23 protein-coding genes and 1 tRNA gene are annotated in these 22,578 nt (G+C 66.8%); 14 read left to right on the forward strand and 10 right to left on the reverse strand.

Going from position 1 to position 22,578, the window contains the following annotated elements:
* Positions 1–88: 88 nt before the first annotated feature.
* Positions 89–604 carry a nucleoside/nucleotide kinase family protein gene (locus KR541_RS17630; RefSeq protein ID WP_216089995.1) on the forward strand — a complete coding sequence of 172 codons (516 nt, stop codon included), beginning with the start codon at positions 89–91 and terminating at the stop codon, positions 602–604.
* Positions 605–682: 78 nt separating this feature from the next.
* Here KR541_RS17630 and KR541_RS17635 read toward each other — a convergent pair whose 3' ends face one another.
* Both KR541_RS17635 and KR541_RS17640 read right to left on the reverse strand, forming a co-directional pair.
* Positions 683–1,993: an MFS transporter gene (locus KR541_RS17635; protein WP_050018244.1), complete on the reverse strand. Its 1,311-nt coding sequence runs from the start codon at positions 1,991–1,993 to the stop codon at positions 683–685.
* Between the two features lie 169 nt (positions 1,994–2,162).
* Entirely contained in the window at positions 2,163–3,245 is a 1,083-nt protein-coding gene (locus KR541_RS17640; protein ID WP_050018246.1) for a tartrate dehydrogenase, read from the reverse strand.
* A 108-nt stretch (positions 3,246–3,353) separates the two neighbouring features.
* Here KR541_RS17640 and KR541_RS17645 point away from each other — a divergent pair, with 108 nt between their 5' ends.
* Positions 3,354–4,274, forward strand: coding sequence for a LysR family transcriptional regulator (locus tag KR541_RS17645; protein ID WP_089489072.1), 921 nt, complete (start codon positions 3,354–3,356; stop codon positions 4,272–4,274).
* A gap of 225 nt (positions 4,275–4,499) precedes the next feature.
* Here KR541_RS17645 and KR541_RS17650 read toward each other — a convergent pair whose 3' ends face one another.
* The 3 genes from KR541_RS17650 to KR541_RS17660 form a co-directional block, all read right to left on the reverse strand.
* Entirely contained in the window at positions 4,500–5,504 is a 1,005-nt protein-coding gene (locus KR541_RS17650) for a LysR family transcriptional regulator (RefSeq protein ID WP_050014509.1), read from the reverse strand.
* Between the two features lie 113 nt (positions 5,505–5,617).
* On the reverse strand, positions 5,618–6,037 hold the full coding sequence (locus tag KR541_RS17655; protein ID WP_050014507.1) for a hypothetical protein: 420 nt from the start codon (positions 6,035–6,037) through the stop codon (positions 5,618–5,620).
* A 120-nt stretch (positions 6,038–6,157) separates the two neighbouring features.
* Positions 6,158–6,958 carry an AraC family transcriptional regulator gene (locus tag KR541_RS17660; protein ID WP_050014505.1) on the reverse strand — a complete coding sequence of 267 codons (801 nt, stop codon included), beginning with the start codon at positions 6,956–6,958 and terminating at the stop codon, positions 6,158–6,160.
* 167 nt (positions 6,959–7,125) lie between these two features.
* On the opposite strand from KR541_RS17660, the gene KR541_RS17665 reads away from it, so the two are divergent.
* Positions 7,126–7,752, forward strand: a complete 627-nt coding sequence (locus tag KR541_RS17665) for a LysE family translocator (RefSeq protein WP_089489071.1) — start codon at positions 7,126–7,128, stop codon at positions 7,750–7,752.
* Between the two features lie 13 nt (positions 7,753–7,765).
* The gene (locus tag KR541_RS17670) at positions 7,766–8,518 is read left to right on the forward strand and encodes a class I SAM-dependent methyltransferase (RefSeq protein ID WP_124554496.1); all 753 of its coding nucleotides are present in this window, start codon (positions 7,766–7,768) and stop codon (positions 8,516–8,518) included.
* 36 nt (positions 8,519–8,554) lie between these two features.
* Here KR541_RS17670 and rtcR read toward each other — a convergent pair whose 3' ends face one another.
* Positions 8,555–10,171: an RNA repair transcriptional activator RtcR gene (gene rtcR, locus KR541_RS17675; protein WP_050014502.1), complete on the reverse strand. Its 1,617-nt coding sequence runs from the start codon at positions 10,169–10,171 to the stop codon at positions 8,555–8,557.
* Between the two features lie 338 nt (positions 10,172–10,509).
* On the opposite strand from rtcR, the gene KR541_RS17680 reads away from it, so the two are divergent.
* The 3 genes from KR541_RS17680 to KR541_RS17690 all read left to right on the forward strand — a co-directional run bounded on the left by KR541_RS17680 (position 10,510) and on the right by KR541_RS17690 (position 11,979).
* Positions 10,510–10,582: transfer RNA gene (locus tag KR541_RS17680), tRNA-Phe, on the forward strand.
* A 21-nt stretch (positions 10,583–10,603) separates the two neighbouring features.
* A complete protein-coding gene (locus tag KR541_RS17685) occupies positions 10,604–10,861 on the forward strand; it encodes a hypothetical protein (protein WP_124595474.1) in 258 nt (85 codons plus the stop codon).
* A complete protein-coding gene (locus tag KR541_RS17690) occupies positions 10,840–11,979 on the forward strand; it encodes a slipin family protein (protein ID WP_050014519.1) in 1,140 nt (379 codons plus the stop codon). Before KR541_RS17685 ends, KR541_RS17690 begins: the two co-directional genes overlap by 22 nt.
* A 79-nt stretch (positions 11,980–12,058) precedes the next feature.
* Here the strand turns inward: KR541_RS17690 and KR541_RS17695 are convergent, their stop codons facing one another.
* Positions 12,059–13,111, reverse strand: coding sequence for an RNA-guided endonuclease InsQ/TnpB family protein (locus KR541_RS17695; RefSeq protein ID WP_216089686.1), 1,053 nt, complete (start codon positions 13,109–13,111; stop codon positions 12,059–12,061).
* 92 nt (positions 13,112–13,203) lie between these two features.
* Between KR541_RS17695 and KR541_RS17700 the strand changes: the two genes are divergently transcribed.
* The 6 genes from KR541_RS17700 to KR541_RS17725 all read left to right on the forward strand — a co-directional run bounded on the left by KR541_RS17700 (position 13,204) and on the right by KR541_RS17725 (position 20,443).
* Entirely contained in the window at positions 13,204–14,427 is a 1,224-nt protein-coding gene (locus tag KR541_RS17700; RefSeq protein ID WP_050014499.1) for an RtcB family protein, read from the forward strand.
* 55 nt (positions 14,428–14,482) lie between these two features.
* Positions 14,483–15,298, forward strand: coding sequence for a nucleotidyltransferase domain-containing protein (locus KR541_RS17705; RefSeq protein ID WP_089489067.1), 816 nt, complete (start codon positions 14,483–14,485; stop codon positions 15,296–15,298).
* 262 nt (positions 15,299–15,560) lie between these two features.
* Positions 15,561–16,709, forward strand: a complete 1,149-nt coding sequence (locus KR541_RS17710; protein WP_216089687.1) for a DUF1176 domain-containing protein — start codon at positions 15,561–15,563, stop codon at positions 16,707–16,709.
* Between the two features lie 62 nt (positions 16,710–16,771).
* Positions 16,772–18,067 (forward strand): XAC2610-related protein, encoded by a 1,296-nt coding sequence (locus KR541_RS17715; RefSeq protein ID WP_204384093.1) that lies wholly within the window; start codon positions 16,772–16,774, stop codon positions 18,065–18,067.
* 192 nt (positions 18,068–18,259) lie between these two features.
* Positions 18,260–19,555: an O-acetylhomoserine aminocarboxypropyltransferase/cysteine synthase family protein gene (locus KR541_RS17720; RefSeq protein WP_050014496.1), complete on the forward strand. Its 1,296-nt coding sequence runs from the start codon at positions 18,260–18,262 to the stop codon at positions 19,553–19,555.
* A 162-nt stretch (positions 19,556–19,717) separates the two neighbouring features.
* Complete coding sequence (locus KR541_RS17725) at positions 19,718–20,443, forward strand: ZIP family metal transporter (RefSeq protein WP_050014495.1); 726 nt, start codon at positions 19,718–19,720, stop codon at positions 20,441–20,443.
* 22 nt (positions 20,444–20,465) lie between these two features.
* On the opposite strand, the gene KR541_RS17730 is transcribed toward KR541_RS17725, so the two are convergent.
* The 3 genes from KR541_RS17730 to KR541_RS36710 form a co-directional block, all read right to left on the reverse strand.
* Positions 20,466–20,969, reverse strand: coding sequence for a hypothetical protein (locus tag KR541_RS17730; RefSeq protein WP_050014494.1), 504 nt, complete (start codon positions 20,967–20,969; stop codon positions 20,466–20,468).
* 63 nt (positions 20,970–21,032) lie between these two features.
* Complete coding sequence (locus tag KR541_RS17735; protein WP_050014493.1) at positions 21,033–21,308, reverse strand: DUF4148 domain-containing protein; 276 nt, start codon at positions 21,306–21,308, stop codon at positions 21,033–21,035.
* Between the two features lie 433 nt (positions 21,309–21,741).
* On the reverse strand, positions 21,742–22,071 hold the full coding sequence (locus tag KR541_RS36710) for a hypothetical protein (RefSeq protein WP_249746017.1): 330 nt from the start codon (positions 22,069–22,071) through the stop codon (positions 21,742–21,744).
* Between the two features lie 205 nt (positions 22,072–22,276).
* Between KR541_RS36710 and KR541_RS17745 the strand changes: the two genes are divergently transcribed.
* Positions 22,277–22,564, forward strand: a complete 288-nt coding sequence (locus KR541_RS17745; protein WP_050014492.1) for a DUF4148 domain-containing protein — start codon at positions 22,277–22,279, stop codon at positions 22,562–22,564.
* The last annotated feature ends 14 nt before the right edge of the window (positions 22,565–22,578 follow it).

Genomic DNA, 22,578 nt, shown 5'->3' on the forward strand with positions numbered 1-22,578 from the left:
AATAATTTCTCTAATCGCTTCGGAGTCGACATTACAAATCGATTTCACGTCGAGGCACAATGAAGGCGTCCCATCAATCCCGCTCCTCATGTCCTCTACATCGACGAACACACCGCTCACCGTCATCCATCTGAACGGACCGATCAACAGCGGCAAGACGACGATCGGCCGCGCACTCGCACGCGTGCTGCCCGATGCGCGCTTCATCGACGGCGACGATCACGACGCGCTTGAAGATGCGCCGTTCGACGTGCAATGGGCCATTGCGCTGGAGCGACTGGTCACGCAGATCGCGCAAGCGCGCGAACGCCACGTCGTAATCGCCTATCCAATCGGCGGGGCGGAATTCGAGCGGCTGCGCGCGGCGTGCGATGTACGCGATGCACGATTGTTCGTCGTCACGCTGGCACCGCCCGAAGCGGTCGCGGCATCGAATCGCGGCACACGTGCACTGACGGACTGGGAGCGGCAACGGATCGCGCAGATGTATCGGGAAGGATATGCATCGCGCGCGTTCAGCGATTGCGTGATCGATACGTCGAACGCGTCGGCCGACGCGTGCGCGGCGGAGATCGCTCGCCTCGCGGCACTTCCCGCGCATTGACGCGGCTGCTTCGGTCGTGCGCCGTCGTCAGCGCACCGTATGCACGTCCGGATGCATGCCCGCGGACGCGCACCACGCTCAATGATGCTGCCGCACCCCCGACACGACCTGCTCCCGCGCCCCCTTCCGGCTCAACATCAACGTCACCACCGCCGACACCGCGAGCGTCCCCGCGACCACATACAACCCCGCCGCATACCCGCCCGTCACATGCTTGAGCCAGCCGATCGCGAACGGCCCGACGAACCCGCCGAGATTGCCGATCGAATTGATCATCGCGATCCCCGCCGCCGCGCCGGCCCCCGACAGGAACGCGCTCGGCATCGCCCACAGCGGCGCCTTCGCGGCACTGATCCCGATGTTGACGACCACCAGCGCCAGCACGGTCAGCAACGCCGTGCTCGCCTGCCCCGCGAACACGAAGCCGACGCAGGCCAGCACGCACGGAATCACGACGTGCCACGTGCGCTCGGCGGTGCGATCCGAATGCCGCGCCCACCCGATCATCGCGACCACGGCGGCGATGCTCGGAATGCCGGTCAGCAGGCCCGTCTGCAACGCGGTGAAGCCGAACTGCTTGACCATCAGCGGCGCCCACAGGCCGAGCGTATAGAGCCCCGCCGACGTGCCGAAGTAGATCAGCGCGAGCGCCAGCACACGCGGGTCGCGCAGCGCCTGCCACGCACCGGCCGTATGCCCGGCATGCGTGTGGCGCGCGTCCGCTTCCGCCTTCAGCTTCGCGATCAGCCAGTCGCGTTCGTCGGCGCGCAGCCACGCGGCCTGCGACGGCGCATCGGTCAGGCGCTTCAGCACGACGAAGCCGAGCACGACCGCCGGCAGCGCTTCGACGATGTACAGCATCTGCCAGTCGGCCAGCCCGAACATCGGCGGCATCTGCATGATCGCGCCCGACAGCGGCGAACCGATCGCGGTCGAGATCGGCGCGGCCGCCATGAACCACGCGGCGGCCACCGCACGCTGCTTCGCGGGAAACCACAGGCTCAGGTACAGGATGATGCCGGGGAAGAAGCCGGCTTCCGCGATGCCGAGCAGAAAGCGCAGCACGTAGAAGCTCGTCGGTCCGGCCGCGAACGCGGACACCGCCGACACGATTCCCCACGTGATCATCACGCGTGCGATCCAGATGCGCGCGCCGACGCGATGGAGAATCAGGTTGCTTGGCACTTCGAACAGAAAGTAGCCGATGAAGAACAGGCCGCCGCCGAACCCGAATGCGGTCGGCGACAGGCCGATCGCCTTGTTCATCGTCATCGCCGCGAAGCCGACGTTGACGCGATCGAGAAAGCTGACGAAGTAAAGCAGCATCACGAACGGAATGATGCGCCACATCAGTTTCCGCGCGACGCGGGTTTCCAGATCCGCTTGCATGTGTCTCCTCCTTCGAGGTCGGGCCGTGCGCCGTCGGTCGATGGACCTCGAGCGCCGGCCGGCGCCCGGCTCGCGTCGCATGCGCGAGTCGCGGGCTGAAAATGCGTGAGTGGAGCGAGCGGGCGGCGCTCGGCTGCGCGCACGCGCGGCCGTCACCGCGTCGCTGCCGTCAGGCCGCGACCGCCGCGTTCGCGACGCGCTCGCAGACGGCCGCCGTCACCTGCGCGGTCGTCGCGCTGCCGCCGAGGTCGCGCGTGTGCAGCGACGGGTCGGCCGTCACGGCCTCGATCGCGTGCATCACGCGCGCGGCGGCATCCGCCTCGCCGAGATGTTCGAGCAGCATCACGACCGACCAGAACGTGCCGACCGGATTCGCGAGCCCCTTGCCCATGATGTCGAACGCGGAGCCGTGGATCGGCTCGAACATCGACGGATAGCGGCGCTCGGGATCGATGTTGCCGGTGGGCGCGATGCCGAGGCTGCCCGCGAGCGCGGCGGCGAGATCGCTGAGGATGTCCGCGTGCAGGTTGGTCGCGACGATCGTGTCGAGCGACGCCGGGCGGTTGACCATGCGCGCGGTCGCCGCGTCGACGAGTTCCTTGTCCCACGTCACGTCGGGGAATTCCTGTGCGATCTGCTTCGCGATCTCGTCCCACATCACCATCGCATGCCGCTGCGCGTTGCTCTTCGTGATCACGGTCAGCAGCTTGCGCGGCCGCGACTGCGCGAGCCGGAACGCGAAACGCATGATGCGTTCGACGCCGGCGCGCGTGAGGATCGACACGTCGGTCGCGGCCTCGATCGGATGGCCCTGGTGCACGCGGCCGCCAACGCCCGCGTATTCGCCTTCGGAGTTCTCGCGGACGATCACCCAGTTCAGGTCGTCCGGCCCGCAGCGTTTCAGCGGCGCGTCGATGCCCGGCAGGATGCGCGTCGGGCGCACGTTCGCGTACTGGTCGAAGCCCTGGCAGATCTTCAGGCGCAGGCCCCACAACGTCACGTGGTCGGGTACGTCCGGGTCGCCCGCGGAGCCGAACAGGATCGCGTCCTTGCCGCGCAGCGCGTCGAGACCGTCGGCCGGCATCATCGCGCCGTGCCGACGGTAGTAATCGGCGCCCCAGTCGAAATCCTCGAACGCGAACGCAAAGCGGTCGCTGCCGCGGGCCAGCGCTTCCAGCAACTGCTTGCCGGCAGGCACCACTTCCTTGCCGATGCCGTCGCCGGGAATCGTTGCGATACGGTAGGTCTTCACGCGGACATCCTCCATTGATCGTGAGCGTGAACGCACTTTATCGAACTGGAAGTACAGAAACCGGGGCTATACTTAAAGCATCTTTAACTGCAATTCACGAATCCCGTCATGGCGGATACCGTCCAGCCGGCCGATCTCGGCTTCTTTTCGACGCTGGCCGCATCCGGCAGCCTGAGCGCGGCCGCGCGCGAACTCGGGCTGACCGCGGCGGCCGTCAGCAAGCGGCTCACGCAGATGGAGCGGCGCGCGGGCGTGACGCTCGTCAATCGCACGACGCGGCGGATGATGCTGACGCCGGAAGGCGACGTGTACCTCGACTATGCGCGCCGGATCCTCGATCAGATGGACGAGCTCGGCGAACTGCTCGGCAGCGCGAAGCAGCGGCCGAAAGGCCTGCTGCGCGTGAACGCGACGCTCGGTTTCGGGCGCAGCCACGTCGGCCCGGCGATCTCGCGCTTTGTCGCGCGCTATCCGGAGGTATCGGTGCAGCTGCAGTTGTCGGTGATGCCGCCGCCGCTCACGGACGACGCGTTCGACGTGTGCATCCGCTTCGGCGAACCGCCCGATACGCGCGTCGTCGCGCGGCGGCTCGCGCCGAACCGCCGGCTGCTGTGCGCGGCGCCCGCGTATCTCGCGCGGCACGGGACGCCCGGCACGCCGCACGACCTGACGCGGCACAACTGCATCGGCATCCGGCAGGGCGACGAAGGTTACGGCGTGTGGCGCCTGACGAGCGGACGCGGTGCGGCCCGCCACACGGAAGCCGTGCGGATCAACGGCAACCTGACGACGAACGACGGCGAGATCGCGGTGAAGTGGGCGCTCGACGGACACGGGATCCTGATGCGCGCGGAATGGGATCTGCGCGACTATCTCGCCGACGGCAGGCTGGTCGTCGTGCTGCCCGAGCACGAAACGCCGAGCGCCGACATCTACGCGGTGTATGCGCAGCGTCACCAGATGTCCACGCGGATTCGCGCGTTCGTCGATTTCGTGGCGGAGGATTTGCGGCGGTTTAGGGTGGTGTAAGGCGGGTATTCCGCACCCCATGCGGGTCGACTGTCGGTGCTGCGGGCATGCGCACGCCTGCGCCTCTCCGCATGCCGCTGCACTGCTGGCCCCGCAGCATACGATGTAAATATTCCGGCGAATTTCGTGCCAAATCGCCAAAATATTTACATCCTCCGATACGGATCAAAGGCCAGCGCCTGCCACCTCGCAACCGCTTGAGGACCTTCCGTCCGCATACCGCCGTCAAGCCACCGCTACGAGCCCGCTGTAGCGATCGCCGGCAGCGACTGCACCCGGCAGCGCCGGCCGCCACCCCACCGCCCCCGCCGCCGCCAGTCCCGCCTGCTCATACCCGGCCTGCACGAAGCGCTCCGCGATCCAGTCGACGAACGCCCGCACGCCGGGCGACACATGCGGGCGCTTCACATAGACGGCCGACACCGCGAGCGCATCGGGTTGCCAGCGCGGCAGCACTTCCCGCAACCGCCCCGCGTCGATCAGCGGCTGCGCGGCGACGCGCGTCGGCTGGATCAGCCCGAGGCCGTGCACGCCGCAGGCGAGATACGCCTGCTCGTCGTCCACGCTGACGATGCCGTCGAGTTGCACCTTGCGCACCGCGTCGTCCATCACGAATTCGAGCTCGGCCGGACGCTGGCCGAACACGTGCGACCCGGCTACCGCGCGATGCGCGTCCAGATCGTCGGGCGTGCGCGGCACGCCGAAGCGCTCGAGATACGCGGGGCTCGCGCACGTCACGCGCTCGAGCGAGCCGAGCCGGCGTGCAACGAGCGACGAATCGGGCAGCGCACCGAGCCGGACGCTGCAGTCGATCGCGTCGCCGATGCGATCGCCCGCGCGCCCGGCCATGGCGAGCATCAGTTCGAGATCGGGATGTCGTGCATGAAATTCGCCGAGCGCGGCCAATACGATCGCGCCCGCCACCGACGCCGGCAATTCGACGCGCAACGGCCCGCTCGGATGCAGCGCGGCGCCGCGGATGCTCGCTTCGAGCTCGTCGACGTCCGCGGTGATGCTGACGCAGCGCCGGTAATACGCATCACCTTCGGGCGTCGCCCGCAACGCGCGCGTCGTGCGCACCAGCAGCGGCATGCCGAGCGCCGCTTCGAGTTCCTGCACGGTGCGCGTCGCGGTGGCGCGCGAAATGCCGAGCGCCTGCGCCGCGCGCGTGAAGCTGTTCATTTCGACGATGCGCGTGAAGATGCGCATCGCGCGGATCGGATTGTCCACCCAACACCTCTGCGTGGTTGCGATATGCCGCGGCGCGCGTTCGCGCACCGTGCGTGCGTGTCAATATCGACGTCGATGTCGACGCAAGCCGCGCGACCCGCGCGGCCGTCGGGTCAGGCGTTCGCCGCCGCGACGCCGGGCGCCGGTTCGGCGAGCAGCCGTTGCGCGAGCGCCAGTGCGTCGTCGCGGCTCGCCGCCGCGTTCAGCGGATAGCCCCAGACCTTCTCGAAGGCGCCCGAAAAGGCATTGAGCGCCACACGCCGCGCCGCGTTGGGCTCGATCGCGATCATCCCGGGGATCCGTTCGCGCGACAGCGCACGGTTGGCCTTGCTCCACTTCGCGAGCTGTTTGCGCATCTCGTGATCGTTGTCCGCGCGATCGTCGCCGGACGGGGCATCGTCGGTCAGCAAGACGAAGCGTTCGCGGCGCGCGAGCAGCGCGTCGAGTTCGGCAATCAGGCGGGCGGGATCGGTGTGGGTCGAGCCGCTGTAACGCAGCCAGACAAACGGGAATTCAGTCGTGACGATTTGCATGTCGACCTCCAGATGAGAACGATTCTCATCTTATGGATCGAGACCCGATGCGTCATTTCTCATCCCGGCCAACTGCTTTTTCAATCCGGCCAAACGTGTGCGAGCGCGCAGCGTAGGCGTTCAGCGTTGCCGGTCGGTCAGGTATTGCGTCGGCGACTTGCCGGTCGCCTTGCGGAACATCGTGACGAAACTGCTCGCGCTCTCGTAGCCGAGATCGATTGCGATCTGATGCACGCGGCGGCCGGTCGTCAGCATCCGCAACGACAGCGCGACGTGCAGCCGACGGCGCCAGTCGCCCAGGCTCATGCCGAGTTCCTTCGTCGCGAGCCGCGTGAGGCTGCGCTCGCTGATGCCCGCGCGCCGCGCGAGTTCGGCCAGCGGCGACTTGTCGGCCGGATCGTCGAGCAGATGGTCGATCAGCTTGCGCAGCCGGCGGTCGGCCGGCATCGGCAGGTACAGATCCTCGATCGGCGCCGCGACGAGTTCGTCGAGCAGCGTCGCCACCAGCCGCCCCTGCGGCCCGTCGACGTCGTACAGGTTCGGGAAGCTGGCCGCCTTCAGCAGCAGTTCGCGCAACAGCGGCGACATGGCCAGCGTGCAGCAGCGCGTGGGCAGCTCGAGCGCCGCGTCGGGTTCGACCAGTACCGCGTAGAAAGTCGCGCCGGCCGAGCCGCGCGCCGCATGCGGGACATCGCCCGGAATCCAGACCGTGCATTGCGGCGGCGCAGTCCACACGCCGCCGTCGATCTCGCAATAGACGACGCCGCTCAACGTGTAGAGCAGTTGCGCCTGACGATGGCTGTGCCGCTCGAGCCGCCATTCGGGCTCGACGACCGAGCCGCCGAACACGACGAGCGGACGCGGCACGTGATAGACGTCGGCGTCCGCGGCGGGATCGGTGATCGGTGGAAGGTCGCGCATGGAACGACGGGCTGTAAAGAAGGCCGGACGCCGGCGCGCCCTGTCGTGCTTATACCAGAAAGGCGCCGGCGCGGCCGCGCCGTTTGAAAACGGCCGTCTGCGGCCGCGCGCCGAACCGAATACAATGCGCCGATCCCCTGCCGCTGCGCCAACCTGCCGGAGCCGCCATGTTCGACCTGACCACGCTGACCACCTTCACGGCCGTCGTTCTGGGCCTGTTCCTGATTCCCGGTCCCGCCGTGCTGCTCGTGCTGAGCCGCACCGTGCAGGGCGGCCGCAAGACCGGCATCCTGACCGGCCTCGGCGTCGCGAGCGGCGACTTCGTGCATACGCTGTTCGCGGCCGTGGGGCTGTCCGCGCTGCTGATGACGTCGGCACTCGCGTTCAACGTCGTGAAGCTGGCCGGCGCCGCGTACCTGATCTACCTCGGCGTGCGCGCGCTGCTCGAGAAGGCGGCCGACCCGTCGCTGCCGCAGGTGTCGCCCGTCACGCCGCTCAGGGCGTACTTGCAGGCGATTCCCGCCGAAGTGCTGAATCCGAAAACCGCGCTGTTCTTTCTCGCGTTCATGCCGCAGTTCGTGCATCCGGAGCGCGGTTCGACGTTCGTGCAGTTCGCGGTGCTCGGGCTGATCTTCGTCGTGCTCAGCTCGCTCTACACGACACTGATCGCGTGCTCGATCCGCCCGCTCGGCCGCATCGTGAAGCGGCTCACGTGGCTCACGCGCTGGCAGGGCAAGATCATCGGCTCGATCTTCATCGCGCTCGGGCTGCGCGTGGCCGTGCAGCAGCGCTGATGTGCGCGGCCGCATGACGCGCGCCGACGCGGACCTGCTCTACACCGACCCGCGCCTCGTCGCGGTGTACGACGTGTTCAACGCGGGCGATCGGGACTTCGCGTTCTACGCGGCCGCGATCGGCGCCGCCGGGCAACGCATCCTCGATCTCGGCTGCGGCACCGGCACGTTCGCGCGACGGCTCGCGGCAGCCGGGCATGACGTCGTCGCGATCGATCCCGCACCGGCGATGATCGATTACGCGCGGCGCCAGCCGGGTGCCGACGCGGTACGCTGGCTCGCGTGCGCACTCGACGGCCTGCCGCCCGGCGCGCCGTTCGATGCGGTCGCGATGACCGGGCACGCGTTCCAGTGCCTGCTGACCGACGACGACATCGATGCGACGCTGCGCGGCGTGCGACGCGTGCTCGCCGACGGCGGCCGCTTCCTGTTCGACACCCGCAACCCGCGTATCGAACCGTGGCGAACATGGACACCCGCGCAGTCGGCACGCAGCGTCGAGTCACACGCATTCGGCATCGTCGATCTCCATCACGCGGTGCGGGCGATCGACGGCGCGATCGTGACGTTCGACACGCATTACCGCTTCCGTCGCGACGATACGGTGCTGACGAATACGAGCCGGCTGCGTTTCATCGCTCGATCCGAATTGCAGGCCCGCGTGACGGCGGCCGGCTTCGCGTCGGCCGACTGGTGCGGCGATTGGGACCGTGCCCCGTTCGACGAGGCGACCAGCGCGGAGATCATCGCGATCTGCCGCGCGTAACGGGCGCAGCGCAGACATCACGCGCCCCTCTCGTCATCACACGCCGTCGAGCGCGCGCCGCACCCCGTCCCAATCGAGCCCGAACCGCGCGAGATACTTGCGCAATCGGTCCGCATCATTCGGCTGCTTCTTGCTCTTCCGCGACACCGCGAACAGCGTGCGCCCGGCTTCCGACAGGCTCGCCGACGTGCGGCACACGTCGAGCACGCGTTCGAGCTGCGCGCGGTCGAACAGGTCGAGCTCCGCCGCCCGCGCACCGAATACCGCGTCGACGCATGCATCGGACGCCCCCGCACCACCCGGCGACGACCACGTGCGCGTCAGCCGCTCGACTTCCTGCTCGGCGAGCGCCTCGGTAATCCGCCCCGCATCGGCCAGCGTCGCCATCCGCGTGACCGAGGCCGACAGCTCGCGGAAGTTGCCGGCCCACGTCGCGCGCGGCGACGCCGCGAACGCGAGATAGCGCCGCTTCGCCTCCACGTTGAACCGCACCTGCTCGCCCTGCTCGCGGCCGAAACGGTCGAGCTCGAATTCGAGGTTCGGCTCGATGTCCTCGCGGCGCTCGGCGAGTCCCGGCAGTTCGTAGGTCCACAGATTGATCCGCGCGTAGAGATCCTCGCGGAACGTACCGGCAGCCACCATCTGCCGCAGGTCGCGATGCGTGCCCGCGATCAGCTCGAAATCGCTGCTCGCCTCGACGTCCGCGCCCACCGGCAGGAAGCGCTTTTCCTCGATCGCCTTCAGCAGCATCGCCTGTTCGTCGAGCCCGAGTTCGCCGATTTCGTCGAGAAACAGCAGCCCACCGTCCGCTGCGCGCAGCAGCCCCGCGCGCGCCGACTGCGCGCCCGTGAACGCGCCTTTCACGTGACCGAACAGCGTCGACATCGCCGCGTCGCCGCGCAGCGTCGCGCAGTTGACCTCGATGAACGGCCCCGCGAGCCGGTGCCGGCCGCGCTTCAGTTCGTACACGCGCTTCGCGAGAAACGACTTGCCGGCACCCGTCGGCCCGACCAGCAGCATCGGCGCGCGCGACCGCACGGCCACGCGCTCCAGTTGCTCGATCAGCGCGTTGAAACGCGCGTTGCGCGTCGCGATGCCGGCCTTCAGGAACGACACCGTTTCGTCGCGCTCGCGCGTGAAGCGCTGCGCGATCCGGTTGTAGCGCGACAGGTCGAGATCGATCACCGAGATCGTGCCCGGCCCGCTCGGCCCTTCGTCCGTCCGCTGCGGCGGCCCCGTCTGCACGAGACGCGCGGGCAGGTAGCGCGCTTCCGCCAGCAGGAACCAGCAGATCTGCGCGACGTGCGTGCCGGTCGTGATGTGGATCAGGTAATCCTCGTGCTCGAGGTCGAACGGATACGCGCGTGCGTAATCGTGCAGCGTCGCATAGACCTCCTCGAAATCCCACGGATCGTGGATCGTGACCGGCGTGAGCCGCACGTCGGTGTGCGGCGACACGCGCGCGAGATCGTCCCGCACCTGGTTGGCGAGACGCGTGTAGTCCAGCGAGTGCAGCAGTTCGAGCCGGTCGATCGGCAGGCCGGGCTGCTCGCACAGCGAAATCGTCGGCCGCCATTTGCGGTAACGGCGCGGCGCGCGGCCGCCCTGGTCGAGTACGGTGCCGAGAAAACCGATCGCGACGGTTTTGCGCATGTTTATCTCATGGGATAAGAAGCGATCCGATTGTATCGGATATTCATGGCGGCGCGGTGCAACGAGCGTTGCCAGCAGGCCGCGCCAAATAAAAAATTCCCTTTATTTTCAATCGCCTGGGAAATTTCACGAAAGCCCACGCCCGCACTGGCACGCTCCTCGCTAAATAGAAGACGCCGGATGTCCCGCTGGCCCACGAGCCAGGGTTCAACAAGCCCTGCTGGTGCGCCGCCGCCGAACCTCGTTCGTCGCGGCAGCGCATGCCGCCATGGACAGACGAAGGCAAAGGGGCGCGCGCCAGGATGCTTCGCCCGGGTTCGAATCCCGGGGCGCCCCATTGTTCGGAAGCTCAGTCAGGTGGAGCAGCCGGCGAAAGCCGGCCGGTGGCGGGTTCGAATCCCGCTCGAACGCTGTCCGCAAGGACGGTCTCGTATGAAAGCAGTACCCGCCGGTGCGGGCCGCAAGGCCCGCCGCGCGTCCGACCGGTTGCGGTTCCGCGCGATCGCGCCGGGCGGCCGCACGGCCCGCGCGAATGCGCACGACGACGCGATGCAGGACGCGTCGCCATGCGCTTCGACGCCGGCCAGCGTGCCGCCCGCCCGATTGCGTCGCACCGCGATCCGCCCGATGCGCGTCACCCGGCGGCCATTGAAGAAAAGGACAAGAATATGTGGATGCGACATGTCGTAAAAAAGAACGAACGCGCGCTGCTGATGAGCGAAGGCGATTTCGTGAAGGTGCTCGAACCGGGTGTGTTCAAGGCCTTCGATCCGTTCAAGCGCCTGTCGGTGCAGACCGCGCGTCTCGATGCGCCGCTCGCCGACGAAGCGCTGGCCGATTACCTGCGTCACGACGCACAGGATGTGCTCGCGCAGCATTTCGTCGCGATGGATCTCGCCGACGACGAAGCCGGCCTGCGCTACGAAGACGACGTGCTCGTCGAGATCCTGGCGCCCGGCACGCGCCGGCTGTACTGGCGTGGCCTGACCGCGCATCGGCTGGAGCGCATCGATCTCGCGCAGGACAGCATGCTGCCCGCCGCGCTCGTGAAGCGCATCGCGCAACCGTCGCTGCGTGCGCGCGGCGTGGCGGGGCTCACGAGCGTGCTGCTGGCTCAGGTGCCGGCGTACCACGTCGGTGTACTGAAGATCGACGGCAAGATCGAGCGGGTGCTGGACGCGGGTACGTCGGCGTTCTGGCGCTTCAACCGCGACGTCGCGGTCGAACTCGTCGATCTGCGCTTGCAGGCGATCGAAGTCGGCGGGCAGGAAATCCTGACGCGCGACAAGGTCGCGCTGCGGCTGAACCTGTCGGCGACGTGGTGCTATGCGGACGTGCTGCACGCGTTCGGCCAGTTGCAGAAGCCGGTCGAACACCTGTATCGCGAACTGCAGTTCGCGCTGCGTTCGGCGGTCGGCACGCGCTCGCTCGACGCGCTACTGGAGGACAAGCAGTCGCTCGACGACGTCGTGATTGCGCAAGTACGCGCCCGCCTCGACGATTCAGGCGTGGACGTGCGCAGCGTCGGCGTGAAGGATATCGTGCTGCCGGGCGACATGAAGACGATCCTCGCGCAGGTGGTCGAAGCGGAGAAGTCCGCGCAGGCGAACGTGATTCGCCGCCGCGAGGAAACGGCGGCCACGCGTTCGCTGCTGAACACCGCGAAGGTGATGGAAGAGAACCCGACCGCGCTGCGACTCAAGGAGCTGGAAACGCTCGAGCGCGTCGCGGAACGGATCGACCGCATCTCGGTGTTCGGCGGTCTCGACCAGGTGCTGAACGGACTCGTCAGCATCAAGGGCGCGTAATGCAGGAGCCGGCGCGGCGCACGTGTATCGCGCCGGACCCCGAAATGAATCAGGTGAAGCAATTGACGTCCTCGTCCACCTAAAGGCGGAGGATTCCCACACCTGGCGATGCACGTCCGCATCGGAGAATGTTCAGCGCAGCGTTGATATCACGATCATGCACGAGACCACAGTCACTGCAGGCCCATTCTCTTATTCTCAGTCCCGCGATACCTTTCGGCCGCGTCGTGCTGTCTTTCGATCCGCACGACGAACAGGACTGGGTCGAACCACTTTCGCCCACTTCCTCGAACGTGGCCCCGTGCGCGATCGCTTTGTAGCGGAGCTTGTTTCGGAAGGACGACCAGGATGCGTCGTAGACGCTCTTCGCCATCCTGGTTCTGGCGAGTTTTGCGGCCGACACGTTGCCGACCGCGATGTAATCAAAACGCCGCACCAGATCGAGCGCGAGCTTATGCTGGAAATCGGCACGGGCATTCGCGACCTTGGCGTGCAGCTTCGCGATATGCCGCTTGTGCTTTCGCGCCCGTTGCGCTTTCGCGAGTTTCTCGGCCGCGCATCGACCGAACCGATCGTTAGGCAGCTTCTCGCCGGTCGAAAGTGTGGCGAAGTCTTTCAGACCGAGATCAATGCCCACACCGGAACGGACCGGGCGGGCCTGCACATCGGGCATCTCGATCACGATGTTGAGAAACCAGTTGCCGCGTGCATCCTGCGCGAAGTTGGTGCCGTCCTTGATCTTGCCTTCGGGAAGTGGGCGGCTGTTAAACACGCGGAAGGTGTTGCCGGCAAAGCGAAACGCGTCGCCCTCGCGCTTCAGGTCACGCCCCTTCAGCGGCACCCAGCCAAGCGATTTCCTGCCGCGATAGCGCAGGTAGGGCCGACGGTGCTGACTGCGCGACTTCGCATATTGCTCGCACGTGGCGTTGATCGTACCGGAGTGGATACCGAGCGCCTTGCTGCTGCCGGTGGTGAGCATATTCAGGTCGAAGCCGGTCGGCCACTTCTTGCTCCATTTGAGCGCGTGCTTCTGCGTATCGTTGCAAAAGTTCCAGACGTAGTTCACCGCGCGGCTCTGCTTGTTAAGCAGTCCGTTGAGCGACTTCACCCGGTAGCGGTAGACAAGAATCATGCCGGTGATCCTAACCCGTGGGAGAAGCCGCCTGTCAACAGCACCCCTTTCCTTCCCGCCATCAATGGCGGGGTTTCCCGGAGCAAATTCTGATGAATGACATCGAATATCAGGTGATGGAACTGGCGAACGGCAAGCCGGTGAAGATGTGGACGCAAGGCGTCGCCGTCGAAGAGGAAGCGCGCACGCAACTGCGCAACACCGCGCAGATGCCGTTCATCTTCGGCCACGTCGCGGTGATGCCGGACGTTCACCTCGGCAAGGGCTCGACGATCGGCAGCGTGATTCCGACGAAGGGCGCGATCATTCCGGCCGCGGTCGGCGTCGACATCGGCTGCGGGATGATGGCCGCGCGCACGACGCTGACCGCGTCCGACCTGCCGGATTCGCTGGGTGGGCTGCGCAGCGCGATCGAGCGCGCGGTCCCGCACGGCCGCGCGCCGGGCCGCCGCGATCCGGGCGCATGGGGCGATCGCACGCCGGCCGCCGTGACCGACGCGTGGAAGTCGCTGCAACCGGGTTTCCAGCGGATCGTCGACAAGTATCCGAAGCTGGAAAAGACGAACCACTACGCGCATCTCGGCACGCTCGGCACCGGCAACCACTTCATCGAAGTGTGCATCGACGAAGCGGACCGCGTGTGGTTCATGCTGCACAGCGGCTCGCGTGGCGTCGGCAATGCGATCGGCAGCCTGTTCATCGAACTCGCGCAGGCCGACATGCGCCAGCACATCGCGAACCTGCCGGATCGCAACCTCGCGTATTTCACCGAAGGCAGCCGGCACTTCGACGATTACGTCGAGGCGGTCGGCTGGGCGCAGGACTACGCGCGACGCAACCGGCAGGCAATGATGGACGCGGTGATCGGCGCGGCGCGCGGCGTGATCGGCACACCGTTCTCGGTCGACGAGCACGCGGTGAACTGCCACCACAACTACGTGCAGCGCGAACGCCACTTCGGCGAAGACGTGCTCGTCACGCGCAAGGGCGCGGTGTCCGCGCAGAAGGGGCAGCTCGGGATCATCCCGGGCTCGATGGGCGCGAAGAGCTTCATCGTGCGCGGGCTGGGCAATCCGGAAAGCTTCTGCTCGTGCAGCCACGGTGCGGGCCGGACGATGAGCCGCACCGAAGCGAAGCGCCGCTTCACGGCCGACGATCAGGCGAAGGCGACGCAGGGCGTCGAATGCCGGAAGGACGCGGGCGTCGTCGATGAAATCCCGATGGCCTACAAGGACATCGACGCGGTGATGGCGGCCCAGCGCAGCCTCGTCGAAGTGATGCATACGCTGCGCCAGGTGGTGTGCGTGAAGGGATAGTGCGGTATGCGGCCGATGGCCGGCGGCCGCGCACAACGAAAGGAAAACGACAACGATGAAAACCGACAAGACGATGACGACCGTACGCAGCGCGCATCCGGTCGACCCGGCGGTGCGGGCGCGCGTGATGGCGGAGCTCGCGGAAGTCGAGCGCCGCCACGATGTAAGCGTGCTGTTCGCGTGCGAATCGGGCAGCCGCGGCTGGGGATTCGCGTCGCCGGACAGCGATTACGACGTACGCTTCGTGTACGCACACCGGCGCGACTGGTACCTGAGCGTCGAACCGCAACGCGACGTGATCGAACGGCCGCTCGACGACGAGCTCGACGTCAGCGGCTGGGAATTGCGCAAGGCGCTGCAACTGCTGCGACGCTCGAATCCGACGCTGCTCGAATGGCTCGACTCGCCCGTCGTGTATCGCGAAGACGCGCGCTGGGCGCCGCGGCTCAGGTCGCTGGCATCGGCGTTCTTCTCGCCGGTACGAGGGCGTCATCACTACCTCGCGATGGCGAAGAAGAATTTTCGTGGCTATCTGCAAGGCGACACGGTGCGTTACAAGAAGTACCTGTACGTGCTGCGGCCGCTGCTCGCGGTGCGCTGGATCGACATGGGGCTCGGCATGCCGCCGATGCGTTTCGCGGATCTCGTCGACGGCACCGTGCATGAGCCGGCTGTGCGCGCGGAGCTCGATGCGTTGCTCGCGCTGAAGATGAGCGCGAACGAAAGCGAATACGGGCCGCGCCGACCGGCGATCCACGCGCTGGTCGAGACGATGCTCGCCGATGCCGAACACGACCGCGAATACAAGCGGCCGTGGGGCGACGTGGCGATGCTCGACGCGTTCCTGCGCGACGTGGTCGACGGCCGATGAAACGTGAACGGCGCGATGCCTCCGGGGATCGCGCCGTTTTTGCATCGGCACTCGTCCGATCTATGCAGGCCAGGCAGCAACGTCCGTGCCCGCATACTACGTGTCGTCGTCACGATCGCAGCGCATGGCGGCGGTATACTCGATGCCGTTCGCCAATGCGCGCCGCTGCATGCGCCGCAGCCTTCGACCTGCCCCGCTTGCTGACGATGCGCTTGCAGTCCGACGTCTTCCGCCCGCCCATCCACAGTCGATACGAACCGTCATGTCGCACCGCCTTTCGCTCGCCATCGCCGCCCTCCTCGCCGTTTCCCCGTTCGTTGCCGAGGCTCGCCCGCTCGCGCGGCCGCCGGTCGAACGCGACTTCAAGAACTGGTCGGTCGTCTGCGACAACGGCAACCGCTGTATCGCGGAAAGCCACGCCGACGATATCGACGACGCACGCACCGGCCTGATCCTCCGCGTGACGCGCGATGCCGGCCCGGACGCGCAAGCCTCGCTCGACCTCTACGCGTCGGCGCCGATCGACTTGCGCACCGCACGCGTGGATGGCCGGCCGTTCGATGCGATGCCGGCGCAATGGCATGCGTTCGGCGACAAGAGCGACGACGACGCCCGCCCGCTCCGGATCCGGACCAGCGATCCAGCAACGGTGGCCGCGTGGCTGGCCGCGGCGCGTAATGCGCAACTGCTGAGCGTCGGCGATCCGGCCACGACGTCCACCGCACGCACGCCGTTGTCGGGATTGAATGCCGCGCTGCTGCTGATCGACGACACGCAGGGCCGCGTCGGTACGGTCACGGCACTGCTGCGCCCCGGCACCCGGCCGGCATCGTCGGTGCCGGCCGCGCCCGCGTTGCCACACGCCGTCACGCCCGCGCCGCCGGCCGCCTCGGCCCTGTCGGCCGCCGAACAGCGTCCGCTCGTCGATGCGGTACTCGCGAAATTCGGTGCCGACGTGAAGCAATGTGCGGCCGACGTCGAAGACGAAATGTCGGCGAGCGACCGCAGGAAAGCATCGCGAGCCGTCGCGATTTCGTCCGACGAGGCGCTCGTCGCGATCCCGTGCCAGACCAGCAGCATGTATAACCACACCGATCTGTGGTATCGCGTGCGGCGAACTGCGCCGTACGCGCCGGCCGCGATGAACTTCGGCGAGAACGCGAACGCGGGCCTCGATTCAGCGTCGTTCGCAAACGAATTGACCGACGCCGGCTACGATCCCGCCAGCGTGACGCTGTCGAGCAAGGTGAGGCTGCGCAGTGCCGGCGATTGCGGCTCGACCGCATCGTGGATCTTCGACGGCCGGCGCTTCATGCTCGGCGATATCGCGACGCACGGCGCATGCAACGGCCTGTTCGACGATCAGTGGCCACGCCTGTATCGACGGGCCGATGCGGCCGGAAGCCGCTGACGCACGTATCGCACCGAAACACGCCTGCAGAGATAACCCATAACAAAACGAGGGGCCGAACCATGCATCACCCATTCATCGCCGCGTCGGGCCACACGGCCGCGCCGCGGGGCACGCGCGGCTGGCGCAGCGCGCTTGCGTTCGCGCTGATCGCCATCACCGCATTCGTGTCGACACCGGCGCGCGCGGCAGACGCCGACGAGTCGGTCGAGATCCCGTTCTGGTCGCGCGACTGGACCGGCACGATCGGCAATCGCCATGTCGAAGTGTCTTTGTCGCGCGTCGCCGATACGATATCCGGCTGGTACTGCTACGCGCCATGCGCGTCCGACAAGCGCTATCGGCTTGCGTTGAAGGGTTCGCTCGATCCGCACGGCACGACGCTGTCGGAACGCGACAGCGGCGCGAAGACGAATGCCGATCGCGTGACGGGCACGTGGCGCGCCGCTTCGTTCGACAATGCGGTCACCGGCACATGGACCGCCCCGGACGGCAAGCGCACATTCCCTGTCTCGCTCGCGCAGAAGCGCGTAGGCAGACCATTCCCCTACGACATCCGCCTCGTCGCCGACCATCTGCCGGACGATGGCGGTTCGTGCAACGACACGCCGCAGGTCACCGCGATCCGCTTGTACGATCACGACCGTCTCGTGCAGACGCTCAAGACCGATTCGCGAGGCACCTGCAACCTGTTCACACCGGATTTCGCCGACGTGAACTTCGATGGCTGGCCCGACCTGATGCTCGCACAGTCGATGGGGGCCGGCCCGAACATTCCGTATCAGACGTGGATCTTCAACCCGAAGACGCGGCGCTTCGTCGATGCGCCGCAGGGACTGCAAGACATCACGTCGCCGGATTTCGATCCGGTTCACCGGATCATCTGGACGGGCTGGCGCGCGAGCTGCTGCGAGCATGGCGTGACGACCTACCGCTGGCAGGGCAACGACGTGAAGGAGGTCGATTCCGCCAGCAGCTACTTGCTGCCGGTGCTCGACGGGAACACGCGCCGCTATTGCTACGTCGTGCCCGGCTACGACAACGGCCATATCGAGTATCCGCAACGCATCGAGCAGGCCGATACCGGGCTGCGCTCGACGCTGGGTGCGCTGAAGGACTGCGAAGTGGGTGATTCGCCGCAGATGTCGCGCGTGTATATCGACATCTGGAAACCGGGTGCGCCGGGCAGCGCCCCGACGCTCGTGCGTACCGAAAAGGTCGCTTGGAAACGTACGTCAACGCGCGCCGGCACGAAGTTCTGCCCGGACGTGCCGTTCTACGACAATGGCCGCATCCGCCGCATCCTGTTGCGCGACGATCCCGACCAGTGCAGCGACTCGAATCCCGACAAGAGCTAGTGCGCGGTGCGCCCGCGAGGGCGTACCGGCGTCGCGTCACGCGGTGCCGACGATCGTCTGCGGAAAAACGCATTCTATGCGGCGCGTCCCCATAAGCAACCAACGATTCGTTCTAAGGGCAGCCGCACACGTGCTCCTATAATCGCCGGACGGCAGGCCCCCTCGACCTTCACAACAACAAACGGAGCAACCATGACCGATCAGGCCCATTCGAACTGGCGTCTCGAAACCATCGCCGTGCACGGCGGCTATCGTCCCGACCCGACCACGCGCGCGGTCGCCGTCCCGATCTACCAGACCGTTGCGTACGCATTCGACGACACGCAGCACGGCGCCGACCTGTTCGACCTGAAGGTCCAGGGCAACATCTACACGCGGATCATGAATCCGACGACGGACGTGCTCGAGCAGCGGATCGCCGCGCTCGAGGGCGGCATCGGCGCGCTCGCGCTCGCGTCGGGGCAGTCCGCCGTCACTTACGCGATCCAGACGATCGCCGAAGCCGGCGACAACATCGTATCCGCGAGTTCGCTGTACGGCGGCACCTACAATCTGTTCGCGCACACGCTGCCGCAGTACGGGATCACCACGCGCTTCGCCGATCCGCGCGACCCCGCGTCGTTCGAGCCGCTGATCGACGCGCGCACGAAGGCGATCTTCGCGGAATCGGTCGGCAACCCGCTCGGCAACGTCACCGACATCGCCGCGCTCGCCGAGGTCGCGCATCGCCACGGCATCCCGCTGATCGTCGACAACACGGTGCCGTCGCCGTACCTGCTGCGCCCGTTCGAGCACGGCGCCGACATCGTCGTGCACTCGCTGACGAAGTATCTCGGCGGCCACGGCACGAGCCTCGGCGGCGCGATCGTCGATTCGGGCAAGTTTCCGTGGGCCGAACACGCGGACCGCTTCAAGCGACTGAACGAGCCGGACGTCAGCTATCACGGCGTCGTCTATACCGAAGCGTTCGGACCGGCCGCGTATATCGGCCGCGCCCGCGTGGTGCCGCTGCGCAACATGGGCGCGGCGATCTCGCCGTTCAATGCATTCCAGATCCTGCAGGGCATCGAGACGCTCGCGCTGCGGGTCGAGCGGATCAGCGACAACGCGCTGAAGATCGCGCAGCATCTCGCGCGCCACGAGCACGTCGAATGGGTGAACTACGCGGGCCTGCCCGATCACCCCGACCATCCGCTCGTCGCCCGCTACCTGTCGGGCCGTGCGCCGGGCATCCTGACATTCGGCGTGAAGGGCGGTCGCGACGGCGGCGCGAAGTTCCAGGACGCACTGAAGCTGTTCACGCGGCTCGTCAACATCGGCGATACGAAGTCGCTCGCGACGCACCCGGCATCGACCACGCACCGTCAGCTGTCGCCGGCCGAGCTCGCGAAGGCCGGCGTGAAGGAAGAAACGGTGCGGCTGTCGATCGGCATCGAGCATATCGACGACCTGCTCGCCGATCTCGACCAGGCGCTCGCGCAGCTTTGAGCGGAACGGGCGCACCGGCTTGCCGGTGCGCCCGCATCGAACCGCTTGACCCTGGAGCGGCTTCAAGGTGTTCAATCTCCGGTTGATGCCCGGGCGACGCCCGGCGCGTACGATCGTGCCACGCAGCGTCCGACTGCGACGCGCCAACCGCCGAGAGGACTCATGACACCGACCGCAAAGCTCGCGCTGCTCACGTTACCGCCCGTGCTGGCGGCCTGTTTCGGCGCGCTCGCGGCCGCGTGGCGTGCGCCCGGCCCGAAAACGTCGAGCGTGATCCAGCATTTCACCGGCGGCATCGTATTCGCGGCCGCCGCGCTCGAACTGCTGCCGCAGGACCGCGCGCATGCGTTGTTTCCGGTCGTCGTCGGCTTCGTGCTCGGCATCGCGCTGATGCTGGCGATCCGCGCGCTGTCGGGCGCGATCGAGACGCGCTTCGAGCAAGCGCGTTTGCCGGTGAGTCTGATCATCGTCACCGCGATCGACCTCGTCGTCGACGGCCTGGTGCTCGGCATCGCCTTTTCCGCGAGCGACGAAAGCGGCATCATCCTGACCGTCGCGCTGACGCTCGAGGTGCTGTTCCTCGCGCTGTCGGTCAGCGCGGCGCTGGCCGCGGCCGGCATCGGCCGCATGCTGTCGATCGTCGTGCCGGTCGCGCTCGCGGCGCTGCTGAGCGTCGCGGCCGTGGCCGGCAATGCGGCGTTCGCGGGGTTGCCCGCGAACGTCTATGCGGTGCTCCTGGGATTGGGCACCGTCGCGCTGTTGTACCTCGTCACCGAAGAATTGCTGGTCGAAGCGCACGAGGTGCCGGAAACGCCGTTCGCGACGGCAGCGTTCTTCATCGGCTTCATCGTGTTCTTCCTGATCGAAGGATCGGTGAAGGCCGGGTAGGCCGCGCGCAACGGCGTGGTGGCTACCATGTCGTCGCGCCGGTCGGATAAGTGTCGACGATACGCGTGCCGTTGACCGGCGTGACACCCGCGTTGCGCAGTGTGGTCCACAGGTCGATCGCATGTTCGCGCGATTTGCGGCTGCCATCGTCGGTCAATACGTTCAGCGCGATCACTTGATCGCGCGTCGTCAGCTGCAGTTGTTCCTTCAGCTTGCGCGACTGATGCGACGCAGTGCGGACGTCACCGAGCATGATCCGTTTCTCCGTGATGGTCGGCTCGTCACCGGGATCGGCCGGCACGAACGTCAGCCGGCCGTTGTCGATCTCGCATTGCCCGCGCGCGAACGTCGTGGTCCACGCGCCGGCCGGCACGGCCGCGAACTCGCAGCGCATTTTCTCGTTCGCGCGGATGCCGAGGTCGTGCGCCGGCGCGTGCGACAGCGCACGTTCCGGCCAGCCAGCCGCCATCGCGGCCGTCGACGTCAGGCACGCCGCCAGCACGATTCCTTTCGCGATATTGCGCATCGCACGCTCCTTTTCCGTAAATGCGGCCGACGGGCGTCGTCCCGGTCGGCCGCGAATCAACGATCAAAGCACCGCGAAGCGGTTGTCGTGCGCGTCGACCATCGGCGTCTTCTCGCCGCGATGAACGGTCGAGCGATGAATTTCCCGATTGCGCGCGACGGCGGCCGGACTCGCCGGATAGTCGTGATTGGGGCTCGGGATCACGCCGTCGTGGCGCGCGCGCACCAGCTCCTGAATCACTTCCTGACGGCTTTTCGGCTGCGCGACCACGGCTTGCGAGAAGGCTGCTATCGACAGCGCGCCAGCGGCCATGGCGATCAGCGAGTGCGGAATGTTCATGTGGTTGGCTCCTTACTGGAATTCCGTGACAGAAGCCTTCACTTTGATCCCGAGGCGGTGCGGATTCGTGATCGCCTGATGACGGTTTCGTCACCGTCCCGACGATGTTTGATGTCCGCCGACCATGCGCTATCGACGCACACCCATCTTCATGCGGTCGGCGCGTGGCGGCGCGCGAACGGGGAACCGCGCACGCTGGCCGGTGGCACGCGTACGACGGGCATCGTCAATCCCTCGGCGGTTGCCCATGCGCACTGCGTGACGAAAATTTCATGTTCCGATCAGGTTCACGATGCGTCGCATCGCTACGATCGGAACGGTAGCGGGCCCTGCCCGTTCCTACCCACGCAGCGGGTCGCTGCCGCACGGCACGATCACGCATTAGGCCCGGACTCGTCGAGCGCCGGGCCATTTTTTTACGCGTGTCCGACCATCACCGCGGGGAATTGCGCTGCGGGTACACGCACGGATGCGTTTTCACATACAGGTTCGGATTGCCGCACCGGTGCCCGGCATAGTCGACCGGCTCGCCAGGCGTCAGGTCGGTCGGCGCGGGCTTGCGCGCGGCGGCAGAAACGGTGGCCGTGGCGCCGGAACGTGTCGATGCGCAGCCCGCGAACAACGGGACGATCAGGACTGCGATCAAGGCAAGGCAAATAGCGGGACGATGCAATTTTCGATCCGGAAGAAGGTCTGAACGGCGCCGCCCGCTATCGATGCTGCTGTCGCGGTCGGCACGTATTCCGTCGGCACGCTCAGCCAACGGCAGACTGCATGTTCCGCTTCCCGCTCATCCCACCCATGACGCGAACATGACGGTTGCGTCATGTCGATCGAGTCCGCACGGCGCACCTCCACGCCGGCAAGCTGACGCATTTTTCATCTCGCGATCACGATCACGCACGGCTGCTTTCGCATACTGGGTCCACGGTTCGCCACCCGGCGGCCCTGATCAAGGAGAGCACTCGATGAAAACGGCAAAACTCGCAGCACTGTTCGTCACCGCCACGCTGTCGCTCGGCATGGCCACGCAGGCCGCGTTCGCCCAAACGCAAACGCAGGGCAAGTCCCGCGCGCAGGTCGTCAACGAACTGAAGCAGGCGCAGCACGACGGCATCGTGCCGATCAGCAAGACGCAGTACCCGCCGACCGCCGACGTCGTCGCGCGCAACAAGGAGCTTCACGGGATTTCGGTGCATGGCGGCGAGAAAAAGCAGCAGACCGACAACCACGACGACCTCGCCGCGAAGCAATGATGCGCGGCCAGACG

This window comes from Burkholderia sola (assembly GCF_905400185.1).
In the GTDB taxonomy this organism is placed as follows: Bacteria; Pseudomonadota; Gammaproteobacteria; order Burkholderiales; family Burkholderiaceae; genus Burkholderia; species Burkholderia sola.